The sequence below is a fragment of the Roseomonas alba genome, assembly GCF_019430885.1.
GTDB classification, from domain to species: Bacteria; Pseudomonadota; Alphaproteobacteria; order Acetobacterales; family Acetobacteraceae; genus Neoroseomonas; species Neoroseomonas alba.
This window is the reverse complement of sequence record NZ_JAHYBZ010000005.1, coordinates 219,583-234,041: the sequence shown is the minus strand read 5'-3', so window position 1 is coordinate 234,041 and position 14,459 is coordinate 219,583. Positions and strand designations below refer to the sequence as shown.

Below are 14,459 nucleotides of genomic sequence, written 5' to 3'. Positions count from 1 at the left end.
CATGGCTCACGTTCAGCTCAGTGACCTCAGCAAGCGCTATGGCGTCTTCCAGGCGGTCGAGACTGTCTCGATGGAGGTACAGTCAGGCGAGTTCCTGACTCTGCTCGGCCCCAGCGGCTGCGGCAAGACGACCACGCTGCGCATGGTCGCCGGGCTGGTGCCGCCGACCACCGGCACCGTCCGCATCGATGGCCGTGACGTCACCGCGCTGAGCGCAGCGCAGCGCGGCATCGGCATGGTGTTCCAGAGCCTGGCGCTCTTCCCGCACATGACGGTCACCGAGAACGTGGCCTTCGGCCTCAAGATGCGCCGCGTGGCGCCTGCCGAGATCGCCCGGCGGGTGCGCAGCCTGCTCGAGATCGTCCGCCTCGCCCATCTGGCCGATCGCTATCCCAACCAACTCTCCGGGGGGCAACAGCAGCGCGTCGCGCTGGCCCGGGCCCTCGTGATAGAACCGAGCATCCTGATCCTGGACGAGCCCTTCGGCGCGCTCGATCGCAAGCTCCGCGAGGCAATGCAGGTGGAGCTGCGCCAGATCACGCGGGATCTGCACATCACTGCCCTCTTCGTCACGCATGACCAGGAGGAAGCGCTGATGCTCAGCGACCTCGTCGCCGTGATGAACCAGGGGCGCGTCGAACAGCTCGGCACGCCGCAGGAGGTGTTCCGGGCGCCACGGACGCGCTTCGTCGCCGACTTCATGGGCGTGACGAACTTCCTCAAGGGGCGCTGGTCTGGCGGCGTCCTCCTGGCAGGGGGGGGCGCCTTGCCCGGCCCGCTGCAGCAGGTCGGCGCCGATGGCAGCACCGTCGAACTGGCGATCCGTCCCGAGGAAGTCCTGCTGCAACCAGGTGCGGAGGCCACGACGGGCGCGCTGACTGCTGCCGTCCTGCAAGCCGTCTATCACGGCACGAGCACGAGTTACACGCTACGCCTGCCGGATGGCCAGACGCTCATGTCGCGCGAACCCAATGACGGCGCTTCCGGATATGCGCCTTTGCGCTTCTCCGCCGGCGACGCGGTCACCGCGCGCTGGCGACCTGAAGCCGTCCACCTGCTCCAGTCCTGAAACTGGCGCCGTCATTCTTCAAGTCCATCAAGGATCGATCATGAAGATCACCGACCTGACGCATCTGATGAACGTGCACACGCCGGGCTGGGTCGGCTATGCCGGCAACCAGATGTATTATGCGCAGAACCTGCAGACCAAGCGCATCGTCGCTCAGCGCATCGACAGCGCGCTGCATGTCGGCACGCATATCGATGGCGCCATGCACGGCACCGACGGCATGGGCGACATGGCTTCCTATGCGATGGATTTTCTTGTCGCGCCCGGTGCCGTCGTCGATGTCTCCTCGCACATGGATGATTGGGCAGTCATCACGCCGGCCATGATCGAATCCTCGGGCGTCGAGGTGAAGGAAGGCGACATCCTGATCTTGCACACCGGCTGGCATCGGTATTGGGAAGGCAAGCCGAAGCAGGATCTGGTGCGCTACTTCTGTATGCATCCGGGCGGCGGGCTGGAGCTGCTGGAGTGGATGATCGCGAAGAAGATCAAGTGGTTCGGCATCGACTGCGGGTCCGGCGATCACGCCATGAACACCTCGATCCGGGAGATGCGGCCGGACCTGGCGAAGGAGTTTGAGTCGCGCGTCGGCAAGAGCTGCGGCGATTATTTCGGGACCTTCGAATACACCCACAAATCCGGCCGCCTGGTGCGCGACAACATCTTCCCCTTCCATTCTCTCGCGTTCCAGCATGGCATCATCCACGCGGAGAATGTCGGCGGCGACATCGAGATGATGTTGAACAAGCGCTGCATTATCGGCGCGTTTCCGTGGCGCTATGAAGGCCTGGAGGCCAGCCCCTGCCGGATCCTGTGCATCGAAGATGCAGGTGAGAGCGTCACGGCGGTGGGTGACGTTGCCAACGCCATCTTTGGACGACGGATTGGCTAGAGCAGATCCTGTCCGGATGAACTCATCTGGACAGGTGAAGATGCTCGCAAAAGCACATGCCTAGAGCATTGCAGGTGAACGGACGTTCGCCGGAAATGCTCTAGATGTTTGGTCCCGGCATTTGGTGGTGCGGATTGGCCGTGAAGCCAAGGAAGCTGTCGGCGGTCGGTCGTCGCGGGTAGCGACACGGGCGGCTGTTCTTCAGGCGGTTCATGAAGCACTCGTTGCAGCTGCGCAGCGCGTAACCGCCTCGTCGCCGCTTTGTCTCACGAGCGCCTACGCCGAACGCAGGTCAATTGCACGCAACCGAAGCGCATTGCCGACCACACTCACGGAGGACAGCGCCATCGCGCCCGCCGCGATTACAGGGGAGAGCAATATGCCAAAGAAGGGGTATAGCACTCCCGCCGCGATAGGGACGCCCGCCGCATTGTATGCGAAGGCGAAGAACAGGTTCTGCCGGATATTGCGCATGACGGCACGGGATAGCCGGCGGGCACGCAGGATGCCCGAAAGATCGCCGCCGAGCAGCGTGACGCCCGCGCTCTCGATCGCGACGTCCGTGCCGCTCCCCATCGCGATGCCGACATCCGCCGCGGCCAGGGCGGGCGCGTCGTTTACGCCGTCCCCTGCCATCGCCACCCGGTGGCCCTCTGCACGCAGGCGCTCGACGACGCGCTGCTTGTCCTCGGGCAGGACCTCCGCCTCGACCTCGGCGATGCCGAGCCGCCTGGCCACGGCTTCCGCCGTTGTGCGGTTGTCGCCCGTCAGCATCACCACGCGGATGCCCTCGGCGGCGAGCCCCGCGAGGGTCTCCCCCGTTGTCTCCTTCACAGGATCCGCTACGGCGACGATACCCGCCAGCCGGCTGTCCTTGGCTACGAAGAAGGCGGTGCCGCCCTCGCCGCGCAGTCGCTCGGCCTCTGTCGCGAGCGGGCCGATGTCCACGCCGAGTTCCTGCATCAGCCGGGCGTTGCCGACGGCCGCTGCCCGGCCTTCGACCATGCCTGTCACGCCGCGCCCCGTGGGTGCGTCGAAGCCTTCCACCGACGGCACTGCAAGGCCGCGCGCCTCGGCTGCCCGCACCACAGCTTCCGCCAGCGGATGCTGGCTCGGGCGCTCCAGTGCGGCGGCAAGGCGCAGCACATCCACCTCGCTGGTGTCCGGGGCCGTCACGATGGCGACCACCTCCGGCCGGCCGCGCGTCAGCGTGCCGGTCTTATCGACGACAAGCGTGTCGATGCCCTCGAGCCTCTCAAGCGCTTCCGCGTTCTTGATCAGTACGCCGGATTGCGCGCCGCGGCCGACGCCGACCATGATCGACATCGGCGTCGCAAGGCCGAGCGCACAGGGGCAGGCGATGATCAGCACGGTTACCGCTGCGACGATGGCATAGGCTGCCCGTGGGTCCGGCCCCCAGATCAGCCAGGCGACGAACGCGACAGCAGCGACCGCGACGACCAACGGCACGAACCAGGCCGCCACACGATCTGCCATGCGCTGGATTGGCGCCTGGCTGCGCTGTGCCTGACCCACCATCTGTACGATCCGCGACAGCACGGTGTCCTGACCCACACGATCAGCACGCATCACGAAGCTGCCCTGACCGTTCAGCGTGCCGCCGATCACCCGCGCACCCGGCGACTTCGCCACCGGCACCGACTCGCCGGTGACCATGCTTTCGTCCAGGTTGCTGGCACCTTCCAGCACCTCACCATCGAGAGGGACCTTATCGCCGGGACGGACGCGCAACCTATCGCCGACCGCGACGGCAGAGAGTGGCACCTCCTCTTCGATCCCGTCGCCGCGGAGGCGGCGAGCCATGTCGGGTGCGAGCTTCAGCAGCGCGCGGATCGCGCTGCCTGTGCGCTCCCGGGCTCGGAGCTCGAGCACCTGGCCGAGCAGAACGAGCACGACGATCACGGCGGCCGCTTCGAAGTAGACCGCGACCGAACCGTCGGCGGCGCGGAAGCTAGGAGGGAATACGGACGGTGCCACCGTCGCGGTCACGCTGTAGGCCCAGGCGACGCCTGTGCCAAGTGCGATCAGGGTGAACATGTTGAGGTTGCGCGTTACCAGGGACAGCCAGCCACGATGCAGAAAAGGCCACCCGGCCCAGAGCACCACGGGCGTGCCGAGCACCAGCTGGATCCAGTTCGAGGTCGGGCGGCCGACCAGATGTTCGAGGCCGAAGAGATGCCCGCCCATTTCCAGCACGAGAATGGGCAGCGTAAGCGCGAGGCCAATCCAGAACCGGCGAGTGAAGTCGATCAGTTCGGGGTTTGGCGCGGCCTCAGCATCGGCAACCTCAGGCTCAAGCGCCATGCCGCAGATCGGGCAACTTCCAGGTCCCGCCTGGCGGATCTGCGGATGCATCGGGCAGGTGTAGATCGTCCCCGGGGCCGCCGGCTCGGCGCGTAGCACGGGCTTCGGGTGGACGTAATGCGCGGGGTCCGCCATGAACTTCGATCGGCAACCGGCCGAGCAGAAGTGATAGGAGATGCCATCATGCTCGGCGTGGTGCGGCGTCGCCGCCGGATCCACCTCCATCCCGCAGACCGGATCCTTCACCGTCGCGCCCGGATCGTGCGGTGTGGCCGCTCCTCGGACGTGATCCGCGTGCTTGTGATGGCCATGCACGTTGTCCGATTGCAGGTTATGACCGTGCGGTTCGTTCATGGCCAGACTCCGATGGATGTGCCGGCGCGCCAACGCCAAGCGACTTTCGGTAGGCAGACAATGGGGCGCCCACTACGGCATTTGAAGGCGCGTGCTACATCCCGCACTTGCATCTGGCAGGTCGCACCGCCACGAAGCGCATGAAGGGCGCCTGCGTGCCATCGGCGCGCCAAGCCATCACGTCATACGCCCCCGGAGGCTGTCCCGGGACGTCCATGCCGGGCGACCCGATGGGCATTCCCGGTACGGCGAGGCCGACGACGCCGTCCGGTCGTGCCGAGAGCAGGCGACGTATCGCCAACGCCGGCACGTGGCCTTCCAGCCCAAGGGCCAGCGACCCGCGCGCGGCATGGTAGGACAGCAGATCGTCCAGCGTGTCGAGCATCGCCCGGAACGATGCCACCGAGACGAGGACGCGATCCTCGATGTCAAAGGCCGCGTCCCGGAGATGCGCGATCCAGGCTGAACGGCAGCCGCAATGGGGGTCGCGCCGAACTTCGACGCGCTCACCAGGCTAGGCGAAGGCGGGCATCGCCGCGCCCACGAGGGTGGTGGCAAGGAGGCGTCGCCGCATTATGGCGCGGGTATCCGGGCCAGGATTGCGCGCATCTGCACGATCTCGCGTTCCTGCTCACGGATGACGGCTTCCGCGATGGCGCGTACTTCCGGATCGCTGCCGTTGTCCAACACGATCCGCGCCATGTCGATCGCGCCCTGGTGGTGCGGAATCATGCCTGCGACGAAGTCACGGTCGGCATTTCCGGAGAAGGTGATCGCCATGTCGCGATGCATCTTCTCGTTCGCCGCGATGAAGGCGCGCGTGACCGGACTGGCGTCTGCGGGTGGCTGCGCGGCGGCGTGGCCGGGTTGCCCGCCGCCCTGCATCATCGGCATCGCCGGGGACATGGGCTGGGCCTGCATCATTGGCATGCCGTGCTGCGCCTGGGGCTGCGGCTGCGCCTGGGCCAGGACGAACGCGCCGCCCCCCAGCAGGGCGATGGCGGCGGTGACAGTCAGAAGTGTGCGACGCATGGGACTTAAGCTCCAGTTCCTCGACCCCATCACCATGCGGCTGCGGGCGCTGCGGAGCCTCTCTGCGGCATGACAAAGTATGTCACCGCGTCGCGGCGTTCAGCCGGCGCGCCGCGGTAGAAGCAGCCTGACCAGCAGGCCGCCCTCGCTCGATTCGTGAAGCTCAAGCCCGCCATCGCTCGCCTGCGCGAATCGCTGCGCAATGGCCAGTCCCAGGCCGACCCCCGAGCCACTACGCGCGGGATCGAGCTGGACGAAGGGTGCCACCGCCCGGGCACGATCGGCCTCCACAATCCCGGCACCGGCGTCGGAAACCTCGACGCAGATCATCGCGCCTTCGTCCCGGATGCGCAGGCGGACCGGGGGACGGCCATGGCGCAGGGCATTGTCGACCAGGTTCGAAAGCGCGCGCTTCGCCGCGCTGCGACGGAGCGGCAGCACCACCCGCCCCGGTCCCTCATAGGCCACGTCGTGGCCCTGATCGGCCGCGTCAGAGGCCAGGGTCTGCAGGATCGCCGCCAGGTCGGCGGGCTGCACCGGCTCGGCATCGCGACCCTCGCGGATGAAATCGAGGGTGCGGGCGATCATCGACTCCATCTCGGCAATGTCGGCCTCGAGCCGCGCGCGATCCTCGCCCTCCGGCAGGAAGCCTACGCGCAGCTGCAGGCGGGACAGCGGCGTGCGCAGATCGTGGCTCATCGCCGCCAAAGCCCCGGTGCGGTCTTCCAGCAATCGCGCGATGCGGTCCTGCATCGCGTTGAAAGCGGCCGCCGCGTGGCGCACCTCCTCCGGCCCTTCCATGGGCACTGGTCGCGGGGCCGGATCACGGCCAATGCGATCCGCCGCGGTGGCCAGGCGCCGCAACGGTCCGGTGATCCAACGCACCACCAGGATCGAGACGAGCGCGATGCCGAGCGCCATGGCGACCATGGAATAGATCGCGCCGTGATCGAGCGCCCTGCCACCGGCGGCAAGCCAAGGTGCCGAGAAGACGATCCAGCCGCCGCCTTCGGCCGGCAGGGCGCCGAGGACGCGATGGCCCGGCTCCGCCTTGGGATCCCAGTCGAGCCGAGCGCCGGCGCCGAGCCGCGTGGAGGCCTCGACGAGGGCCTGGGGCGGGGCTGCCGCCGGCACCGGGGCCACGCGATCCCAGTGGATCTCGAGACCCGGCCGCGACAGGGCATGCGCCGCCGCATCGCGGTCGGCCTCGGCCAATGGTGCGACCGCCCAGCGCGCCGCAGCGAGGTGATCGGCCAGCCGTTCCAGCCGCGCGCCCTGTTCGGTGTCGCGCAGCGCGCGTTCATGCACCCACATGCTGCCGGCATGCAGCAGCATCAAGCCGCCCAGCAGCAGCAAGGTGATCCGCCCGGCCAGGCTGGCGGGCCAGAGATACCTCATGCGCGCACCTTCACGCGCGGGTGACATCGGCGACCAGGACATAGCCGGCGCCGCGCACGGTCTTGATCAGCGGCGGGCTGTCATCCTCCGGCTCGATCTTGCGGCGCAACCGGCTGACCTGCACATCCACGGTCCGGTCGAAGGGGTCAGCACCGACGCGCCGCTTCGCGACCTCCAGCAGTTGCTCGCGTGAGAGCACGCGCTGCGGATGCTCGAGGAAGGCCATCAGCAGATCGTACTCCGCGCCGGAGAGATCGACGGCGACCCCTTCCGGCGAGGTCAGCTCCCTCCGCGCCGTATCCAGCACCCAGCCGGCGAAGGCGAGCCGTCGCGACCGTGGGTCGGGCTGGGCATCCGCCGGAGCGGCGCGGCGCAACAGCGCGCGAACGCGCGCGACCAGCTCACGCGGGGCGAAAGGCTTCGCGACATAATCATCGGCGCCCAGTTCCAGCCCCAGCACACGGTCCATCTCCTCCCCCCGCGCGGTCAGCATCAGCACCGGCACGCGCGAGCGTTCACGGAGCCGACGCAGCAGGTCAAGGCCGGATGCGCCCGGCAGCATCACGTCGAGCAGCACGAGATCCGGCTGGCCGGCCGCATTGTCCAGGACCTCCCACATCTCGCGACCATCGCGGGCGGCGGAGACGCGAAAGGCCGCCTCACGCAACAGGCGCGCAACCAGGCTCCGCATCTCGCCGTCATCCTCGACGATGAGGATATGCGCCTCCGGATCCAGCAGTCGGCGCTCGGCGGTGTCACTCATCTGGTCGCGTCGACGGGGGTGAAACGCGCCTGGACGCGAGGCTGTCCGGCAGCGGGGGTGAGCTGCACCACGACGCGGAGGCCCGGCTCGGCGCGGAACTCCCCGCTGGCGACCAGCGCCGCGCCGTCGGGTCGCGGCGCGAAGGTCACGGTCTGCTGGCGCCCGCCACCCAGCACGATCGCGGTCGCCGTGGCACCATTCACGGTGAGCGGGCGATCATTGCCGTCGAACAGGAAGAAAGTCAGTCGCCCATCCTGCGCGAGCAGTTCCCCATGATGGCTGCCGATATCCTGCATCTGCCCGCCATTCGGGCCACGCGACGGCCCATGCGCCAGCGCCATCGCCGGAAGCGCCAGCACCAATGTCGTGGTCAGCAGGCTGCGCCTGGTCTGCATCGATATCTCCTTGGCCTAGAATGTCTCAGGGGCGAGCGCACCGCCAGCGCGGCGCTCCTCGGCGTCGGCACGCAGGCGTTCGAGCGCCCGCCGGCCGAAGCGATGGAACAGGATGGGCGTCACCAGCGTGTCGAGCAGCGTGGCGCTGACCAGGCCGCCCAGGATGGTGACGGCCACCGGGTGCAGAATCTCCTTGCCCGGCGCATCCGCGCCGATCGCCAGCGGGACCAGTGCCAAGCCGGCGGACAGCGCCGTCATGAGCACCGGCGTCAGCCGCTCGGCCGAACCGCGCAGGACCAGCGCCAGGCCCCAGCGTTCGCCCTCATGCAGCGCGAGGTTGAGGTAATGGCTGACCTTGAGGATGCCATTGCGGGTGGTGATGCCCGTCAGCGTCACGAAGCCCACCAGCGTCGCGACCGAGAGCGACTGCCCGGCAATCCAAATGGCCGCCACGGCGCCGATCAGCGCGAGCGGCACGTTGCCCATGATGATCAGCGCCAGCATGACGGAGCGATAGCGCGAATAGAGCACGACGAAGATCAGGCCGAGCGAGATGAGGGCGAGGACCGCGATGGTCCGCATCGCCTCTTCCTGCGCCTGGAAGGTACCTTCCAACGCGGTGGTGTAGCCTGTTGGCATCGGCATGCGCGCCAGCTCGGCGCGGATGCCTGCGATGACCTGCGCCATGTCGGCCGCCGGCGCGGTGTTCGCCAGCACCACGATGCGGCGGCGTGCACCCTCCCGCAGGATCTGGTTCGGCCCGTCGCCTTCCTCCACCCGCGCCAGCAGGCCAAGCGGCACGCGACCATGTGGCGTGGGCACCAGGGCCTCGGCCAGCCGGGCGGTGGTCCGGTCCTCATCGGCCAGGCGCAGCACCACGTCGAAGCGCCGCGCCCCGTCCAGGATCTGGCTGACCACCGTGCCGCCGGTGAGCGATTCCAGCGTTTCCGTCAGCGCCGCGGCCGAGACGCCGTAGAGGCCCGCGCGCTCGTGATCCACTGCGATCCGAAGCTGGGGGATGCGCACCTGGCGTTCGAGCTGGAGGTCGGTCAGGCCCGGCACGGCCGCGGCAAGCCGGCCGCGCAGCGTCTCGGCCAGGGTGCGCAGCGTGTCGAGGTCGTCGCCGAAGATCTTGAGCGCGATCTGCGCCCGCACGCCGGACAGCATGTGGTCCAGCCGGTGGCTGATCGGCTGCCCGATATTGATCGCCGCCGGCAGGGCCGCCAACCGGGCGCGGATGTCGGCCAACACCACGGCGCGAGGCCGGCCGCCCTCGCGCAGGTCGAGGTCGAGCTCGGAGGAATGCACGCCCTCGGCATGCTCGTCGAGCTCGGCGCGGCCGGTGCGGCGCCCGACGCCCTTCACCTCCGGGACCTGCAGCAGCAGGCCTTCCGCGACGCGGCCGAGCGCATCCGATTCCGCCAGCGAGATGCCGGGCTGGTAGGTGACGTTGATGACCAGCGTGCCCTCGTTGAAGGGCGGCAGGAAGGCGCGGGGCAGCAGGGGCACGCTGGCCGCGGCGATGCCAACGGTGCCGAAAGCCACGCCCAGCACCAGGGCGCGATGCGCAAAGGCCCAGTGCAGCAGCCGGTCTTGGCCGGACTTGACCGCACGCACCAGCGCACCATCGCCGACATGCATCCGCCGCATGCGCGGCAGCAGCCAGTAGGACAGAACCGGCGTGACCGTCACGGCCACCAGCAGCGAGCACAGGATCGAGACGATGTAGGCGATGCCGAGCGGCGCAAACAGTCGCCCCTCGATGCCAGTCAGGGCAAAGAGCGGCAGGAAGACCAGCACGATGATCAGCGTGGCATAGACGATCCCGGAGCGGACCTCGGCACTCGCGGCGATCACCACCTGCATCACCGGCTCAGGCACCGCGCGGGCAGCGTTCTCCTTCAGGCGGCGCAGGATGTTCTCGACATCCACCACCGCATCGTCCACCAGCTCCCCCACCGCGATGGCGAGCCCGCCCAGCGTCATGGTGTTGATGGACAGGCCGAAGGCGGCGAAGACGATCGCCGTCAGCAGGATCGACAGCGGGATCGCCGTCAGCGAGATCAGCGTCGTGCGGGTGTTGAGCAGGAAGGCGAAGAGCACGATCGCGACGACGACGAAGGCCTCGGCCAGGACCTGCTGCAGATTGGCGATGGATTGCGCGATGAAGTCGGCCTGGCGAAACTTGATCCGGTCCGCCACCACGCCGCGCGGCATGCCGGCCTGCAGCTCGGCGAGCGCAGCCTCCACCGTGCGGGTCAGTAGGATCGTGTCCGCGCCGGGCTGCTTGGCGATGGCGAGGATCACCGCGGGCTGGCCATCCACCCCCGCCTCGCCGCGCTTGAAGCGCGCGCCGTATTCCACGCGCGCGACCTGCCGCAGGGCGATGGGCTGACCCTCCCGGAAGCCCACCGTAGCGTTGCGCAGATCCTCCAATGAGGTGGTGCGCCCGATGTTGCGGATCAGGAACTCCCGGCCCGCCTGGTCGACATAGCCGCCACCGGCATTGGCCCCGAACTGGCCGAGTGCCGTGATGAGCTGGTCATTGGTCAGGTCCAGCGCGTGCAGCCGGTCGAGATCCGGCATGACGCGGAATTGCCGCACCTCCCCGCCGATCGGGATGACCTGGGAGATGCCGGGGATGGTCAGCAGCCGCGGACGCATGACCCAGTCGGCTAGGTCGCGCAACTCCATCGGCCCCACCGAGCCATTTGCCGGCGCCGTCATCGCCACCAGCATGATCTCCCCCATAATGGAGGAGACCGGCGCCATGCTCGGTAGAACGCGCGGCGGAAGCTGCGCCTGGATCTGCCCCAGCCGCTCGCTGACCTGCTGGCGGGCCCGCCAGATATCGGCGCCCCAGTCGAATTCCACGAACACGATCGACAGCCCGACCGAGGAGACGGACCGCACGCGCGTCACGCCGGGCAGGCCATTCACCGCCGTCTCGATCGGGAAGGAGACGAGTTGCTCCACCTCCTCCGGCGCGAAGCCCTCGACCTCAGTCATCAGCGTGACGGTGGGCTTGTTCAGGTCGGGGAAGACATCGACCGGCATGCGCGACAGCGTGAACACACCATACAGGCTGACCAGGATGGCTGCGACCAGCACGAACAGGCGGTTGCGCAGCGAGACGCCGATGATCGCGTTGAACAGCACGGCTCAGCGCACCTGAGCGATCAGCGCGGCACCCTGCACTACCACGCGCTGCCCCGCCTCCAGCCCCGCCGTCACCACCACCCGCGTGCCGTCCAGCGGCTGCACACGCACCTGGCGTGGGGCGAAGCGCTCGGCGGTCGCGTGTTCGAAGACCACCGGCGGTCCCTCGGCGCTGCGCACCACCGCATCCGCCGGCAACACGATGCCCCGCACGGCGCGGGCGGTACGCAAGGTGACGAGGACGGAAATGCCGATCGGAGCGTCGGGCGGCGGATCGTCGACCCGGAAGTTCACCGGCACCGCCTGCTGGCGGACCGTCAGCCCGCGCCCCATGAAGACCAGGTCCAGCACCCGGCCATCCGGCAGGGTGGCGTTCGCTCCGGTGATGCGTTCCAATACCGCGCGGTCGAAGGCAAGCGCCTCCACCCACAGCCGGCTGGGATCGACGATCTCGACGACGGTAGTGGCGCTGTCCACCAGCTGCCCGACGGCGCCGCGCACGGTGGAGACGATGCCCGAGACCGGGGCGACCAGTGCCTCCCGCCCCGACAGGGCGGGCTGGATGGCGGTGCGGCGCTGGCGCGCGCCCGCGAGCTCGGCCTGGGCGTCCTGGATCTCTCGCTCGGCAACCGTGCCACGCAGCGAGGTCAGGCGACGCACGCGGGCTTCGAGGATGGTGATCTGGGCGTCGAGCTCGGCGGCGTTCTGGATCAGGCTGCCGCGTTCGGCCGCGCTGTAGGTCGGCGTGACATAGGCCAACACCTGCCCGCGTTCGACGCGCTGACCGAGCGTCGGGAAACCCGTATCGCCCGGCTCCAGGCGGCCGCTTTGGCTCGCCTGCACGCGGCCGGACGCGTTCGGGTCGGGCACCAGCGTGCCGACCATGCGCAGCGCGGCCGAGGCCTCTCCATTCTCGGTGAGCAGGGTCCGCAGACCGAGCAGGCGCTGTGACGGCTTCGGGACGAAGATGGCCCCGTCCTGCAGGCGGCGAGGCGCCTCCCCGGTGACCAGCGCCTGCTGGGCCGCCGCAGGCCCCGCGGCGATGAGCGCGATAAGCAGCAGGGCAGCAGCGCGCCGCTTGTCCGATGGCACGGCCTCGACGGGACGGGCCGGGGGTGCCCCCTCGACCATGGGCGGCAGCGGACGGCGGACGGAGGCGCGCCCCAGCAGTAGGCCGAGCAGGAGCAGGCCGGTGCCGATGCCGATCTGCATGGCGCCGCCGCGCAGCATGGCGAGTGCATCGACCGCGGTGCCGGGCGTCGCGGCCGGGGCGGGCACCTCGAGCGTCGCGGTCAGCAGGTCCATCTCCTCGCCGGCCGTGACGGTGAAGACAAGATCCAGCCGCCCGGGCCGTTCCAGCAGCGGGTGCCGCGCGACGAACAGGCCGATGCCGTGGCGCTCGGCGGCGACTTCCTGGCCATCGAGGCTTAGGGTGACCGAGCCGTCGACCGGGCTGTTGTCGGCATAGCGGTCGAGCGTGACGGTCAGGGCGCCGCCCGGCTGCAGGATGGCGACGAGTTCGAACAGGTCGCTCTGAGACTCGGTCCGTGGCAGGGCGCTCGCGACCGGTTCGGCGGCGGCGCCATGGTCATGCCCTTCATGCGCAGCGGCAGGCCGGCCGAAGAGAAGCGCAGCGATCAGGACGACGGCGACAGGGCGTAAGACGGCCGGCACTTGGCTCAAGGCAGGACGAAAGGGCATGGAAGGCTCCTGAATGCCTTCTGCATGCCGCCATGTGTGCGACGGCGCCGCGCAGGATTATGACAAAGTATGTCTGGGACGATCGCGATCTGCGCCTGCGGATGATGGCAGGAGGGTACGCAAGGTCGAGCTGGGGCTTTGGCTGCTTTCTCCGCAAGCGCCGACGTCCAGAGAATCTCGCTTCGCGGTTCCTATCGCTGCTCCATTCTTCTCTCTCACAACCTGTCTCTCCTGGTCAGGACATCGCGCTGATCCCCGTCGCCGCGCTCGTGGCCTCCCTCGTCATCCCGCAGTCCGTGAGCTTCGCAAGCGACGCATTGACCCCCGGCGCGGCCCATGCCGCTGCGCTCAGTGAGGCGCGGGCGGTGACCTATTACTCGGTCGAGCAGGGCGGCGCGTTCCGCGTGGTGACCACTGTTGCGACCAACGCGGACGCCGCGCCTCTGCGGGCGACGCTGACGCTGCAGCCCGGTCAGGTGGCCAGCATCTCCGTGCCGGCGGCGTCGTACGGCTCCGCCTCCTACGAGATGACCTTCCGCCGCGACGGCGACCGCCTCTCGGTCGATGCGCCGCGGCAGCAGAGTGCGGCTCTTCGCTGAAGGACCACCTGGCGGGGCGCGCGCTCACGCGGCGCGCCTGCGCTGACGTGAGTCGTGGCCGCCCTTCGGGCGTGGAAGCGCCGGGGGTGCGCCTCCACGAACCCGACGGCGCCGAATGTCACAACACCAGGGCGCGCCGCGGTCCAGCCGGCGTGAAGGCGGATCCAGCAGCAGCCGCGTCGTCGAGGTCGAGCACGTTCGATCAGGCGGAGCGTTGAAGGACAGGCCGCGTGAGTCGCGGTGCACGGTCATGCAGCATCCCGGGACGATGGCTTCCCCGCCAAGCGGCCGGTCATCCCGCCGCTGCTCGTGGAACCAGTCACGGTGGAGGTGACGAAACCCACGGCCCATGTCATGCCGGCGTGGGAACCCGCTGCGGCCGAGGAGCCGCCCTCACCGCCTCTCGCGCTGGCGCAGCCGGTCGAAGTGCGCCGTCCCCGAGGCCGACCACGCAAGGTGCCCGCTCCCGCGACCACGAAGCACGTCGCGGATCCGTTCGACGCCACCGATGACGGCGCGAACTGCATGCGTTGCGGCTATGCCATCGAGCCGACGCGGGAGAAGCGGGGGGCTAATGACGTGCCTCGCCTGCGGGTAGGCAGGACAATCCATTCGAAAGCATCCGACTCTGGCTGGAAGTTGCCGGTCCGCCCCGCAATGCAAATCTGCAATTCATATCGGACTGGCGCGGGCCTCAGCCTCCACCGGCCGGCCGGCTCCGCCAAACCTGAGCCTCAATCCAGCGCAGCCAAGTCCGCTGCGATTCATTGTG

General features: G+C 68.8%; 11 protein-coding genes. 3 read left to right on the top strand and 8 right to left on the bottom strand.

Annotated elements, in window-relative coordinates:
• Nucleotide 1 precedes the first annotated feature (1 nt).
• Nucleotides 2-1,069, top strand: coding sequence for an ABC transporter ATP-binding protein (locus KPL78_RS15700; protein WP_219763922.1), 1,068 nt, complete (start codon nt 2-4; stop codon nt 1,067-1,069).
• Nucleotides 972-1,961: a cyclase family protein gene (locus KPL78_RS15695; RefSeq protein WP_255569051.1), complete on the top strand. Its 990-nt coding sequence runs from the start codon at nt 972-974 to the stop codon at nt 1,959-1,961. The genes KPL78_RS15700 and KPL78_RS15695 overlap by 98 nt, the downstream gene beginning before the upstream one ends.
• Nucleotides 1,962-2,237: 276 nt before the next feature.
• Here KPL78_RS15695 and KPL78_RS15690 read toward each other — a convergent pair whose 3' ends face one another.
• The 8 genes from KPL78_RS15690 to KPL78_RS15655 form a co-directional block, all read right to left on the bottom strand.
• Nucleotides 2,238-4,640, bottom strand: coding sequence for a heavy metal translocating P-type ATPase (locus KPL78_RS15690; protein ID WP_219763920.1), 2,403 nt, complete (start codon nt 4,638-4,640; stop codon nt 2,238-2,240).
• A gap of 94 nt (nt 4,641-4,734) precedes the next feature.
• Nucleotides 4,735-5,025: a DUF411 domain-containing protein gene (locus KPL78_RS15685; RefSeq protein ID WP_219763919.1), complete on the bottom strand. Its 291-nt coding sequence runs from the start codon at nt 5,023-5,025 to the stop codon at nt 4,735-4,737.
• A gap of 188 nt (nt 5,026-5,213) precedes the next feature.
• Entirely contained in the window at nt 5,214-5,672 is a 459-nt protein-coding gene (gene copM, locus KPL78_RS15680; RefSeq protein WP_219763918.1) for a CopM family metallochaperone, read from the bottom strand.
• Nucleotides 5,673-5,771: 99 nt separating this feature from the next.
• The gene (locus KPL78_RS15675) at nt 5,772-7,070 is read right to left on the bottom strand and encodes an ATP-binding protein (RefSeq protein WP_219763917.1); all 1,299 of its coding nucleotides are present in this window, start codon (nt 7,068-7,070) and stop codon (nt 5,772-5,774) included.
• A gap of 10 nt (nt 7,071-7,080) precedes the next feature.
• A complete protein-coding gene (locus tag KPL78_RS15670; RefSeq protein ID WP_304621875.1) occupies nt 7,081-7,833 on the bottom strand; it encodes a response regulator transcription factor in 753 nt (250 codons plus the stop codon).
• Nucleotides 7,830-8,228: a hypothetical protein gene (locus tag KPL78_RS15665; protein WP_219763916.1), complete on the bottom strand. Its 399-nt coding sequence runs from the start codon at nt 8,226-8,228 to the stop codon at nt 7,830-7,832. The genes KPL78_RS15670 and KPL78_RS15665 overlap by 4 nt, the downstream gene beginning before the upstream one ends.
• A gap of 15 nt (nt 8,229-8,243) precedes the next feature.
• Complete coding sequence (locus KPL78_RS15660; RefSeq protein WP_369412766.1) at nt 8,244-11,387, bottom strand: efflux RND transporter permease subunit; 3,144 nt, start codon at nt 11,385-11,387, stop codon at nt 8,244-8,246.
• A 3-nt stretch (nt 11,388-11,390) separates the two neighbouring features.
• The gene (locus KPL78_RS15655; protein WP_219763915.1) at nt 11,391-13,088 is read right to left on the bottom strand and encodes an efflux RND transporter periplasmic adaptor subunit; all 1,698 of its coding nucleotides are present in this window, start codon (nt 13,086-13,088) and stop codon (nt 11,391-11,393) included.
• Nucleotides 13,089-13,147: 59 nt separating this feature from the next.
• Here KPL78_RS15655 and KPL78_RS15650 point away from each other — a divergent pair, with 59 nt between their 5' ends.
• Nucleotides 13,148-13,687 (top strand): hypothetical protein, encoded by a 540-nt coding sequence (locus tag KPL78_RS15650; RefSeq protein ID WP_219763914.1) that lies wholly within the window; start codon nt 13,148-13,150, stop codon nt 13,685-13,687.
• Nucleotides 13,688-14,459: the final 772 nt, after the last annotated feature.

Coding starts and splice junctions, on each gene's coding strand:
- KPL78_RS15700 (WP_219763922.1), top strand. CDS start 2: ATGGCTCACGTTCAGCTCAGTGACCTCAGCAAGCGCTATGGCGTCTTC.
- KPL78_RS15695 (WP_255569051.1), top strand. CDS start 972: ATGACGGCGCTTCCGGATATGCGCCTTTGCGCTTCTCCGCCGGCGACG.
- KPL78_RS15690 (WP_219763920.1), bottom strand. CDS start 4,640: ATGAACGAACCGCACGGTCATAACCTGCAATCGGACAACGTGCATGGC.
- KPL78_RS15685 (WP_219763919.1), bottom strand. CDS start 5,025: ATGCTCGACACGCTGGACGATCTGCTGTCCTACCATGCCGCGCGCGGG.
- copM (WP_219763918.1), bottom strand. CDS start 5,672: ATGCGTCGCACACTTCTGACTGTCACCGCCGCCATCGCCCTGCTGGGG.
- KPL78_RS15675 (WP_219763917.1), bottom strand. CDS start 7,070: ATGAGGTATCTCTGGCCCGCCAGCCTGGCCGGGCGGATCACCTTGCTG.
- KPL78_RS15670 (WP_304621875.1), bottom strand. CDS start 7,833: ATGAGTGACACCGCCGAGCGCCGACTGCTGGATCCGGAGGCGCATATC.
- KPL78_RS15665 (WP_219763916.1), bottom strand. CDS start 8,228: ATGCAGACCAGGCGCAGCCTGCTGACCACGACATTGGTGCTGGCGCTT.
- KPL78_RS15655 (WP_219763915.1), bottom strand. CDS start 13,088: ATGCCCTTTCGTCCTGCCTTGAGCCAAGTGCCGGCCGTCTTACGCCCT.
- KPL78_RS15650 (WP_219763914.1), top strand. CDS start 13,148: ATGACAAAGTATGTCTGGGACGATCGCGATCTGCGCCTGCGGATGATG.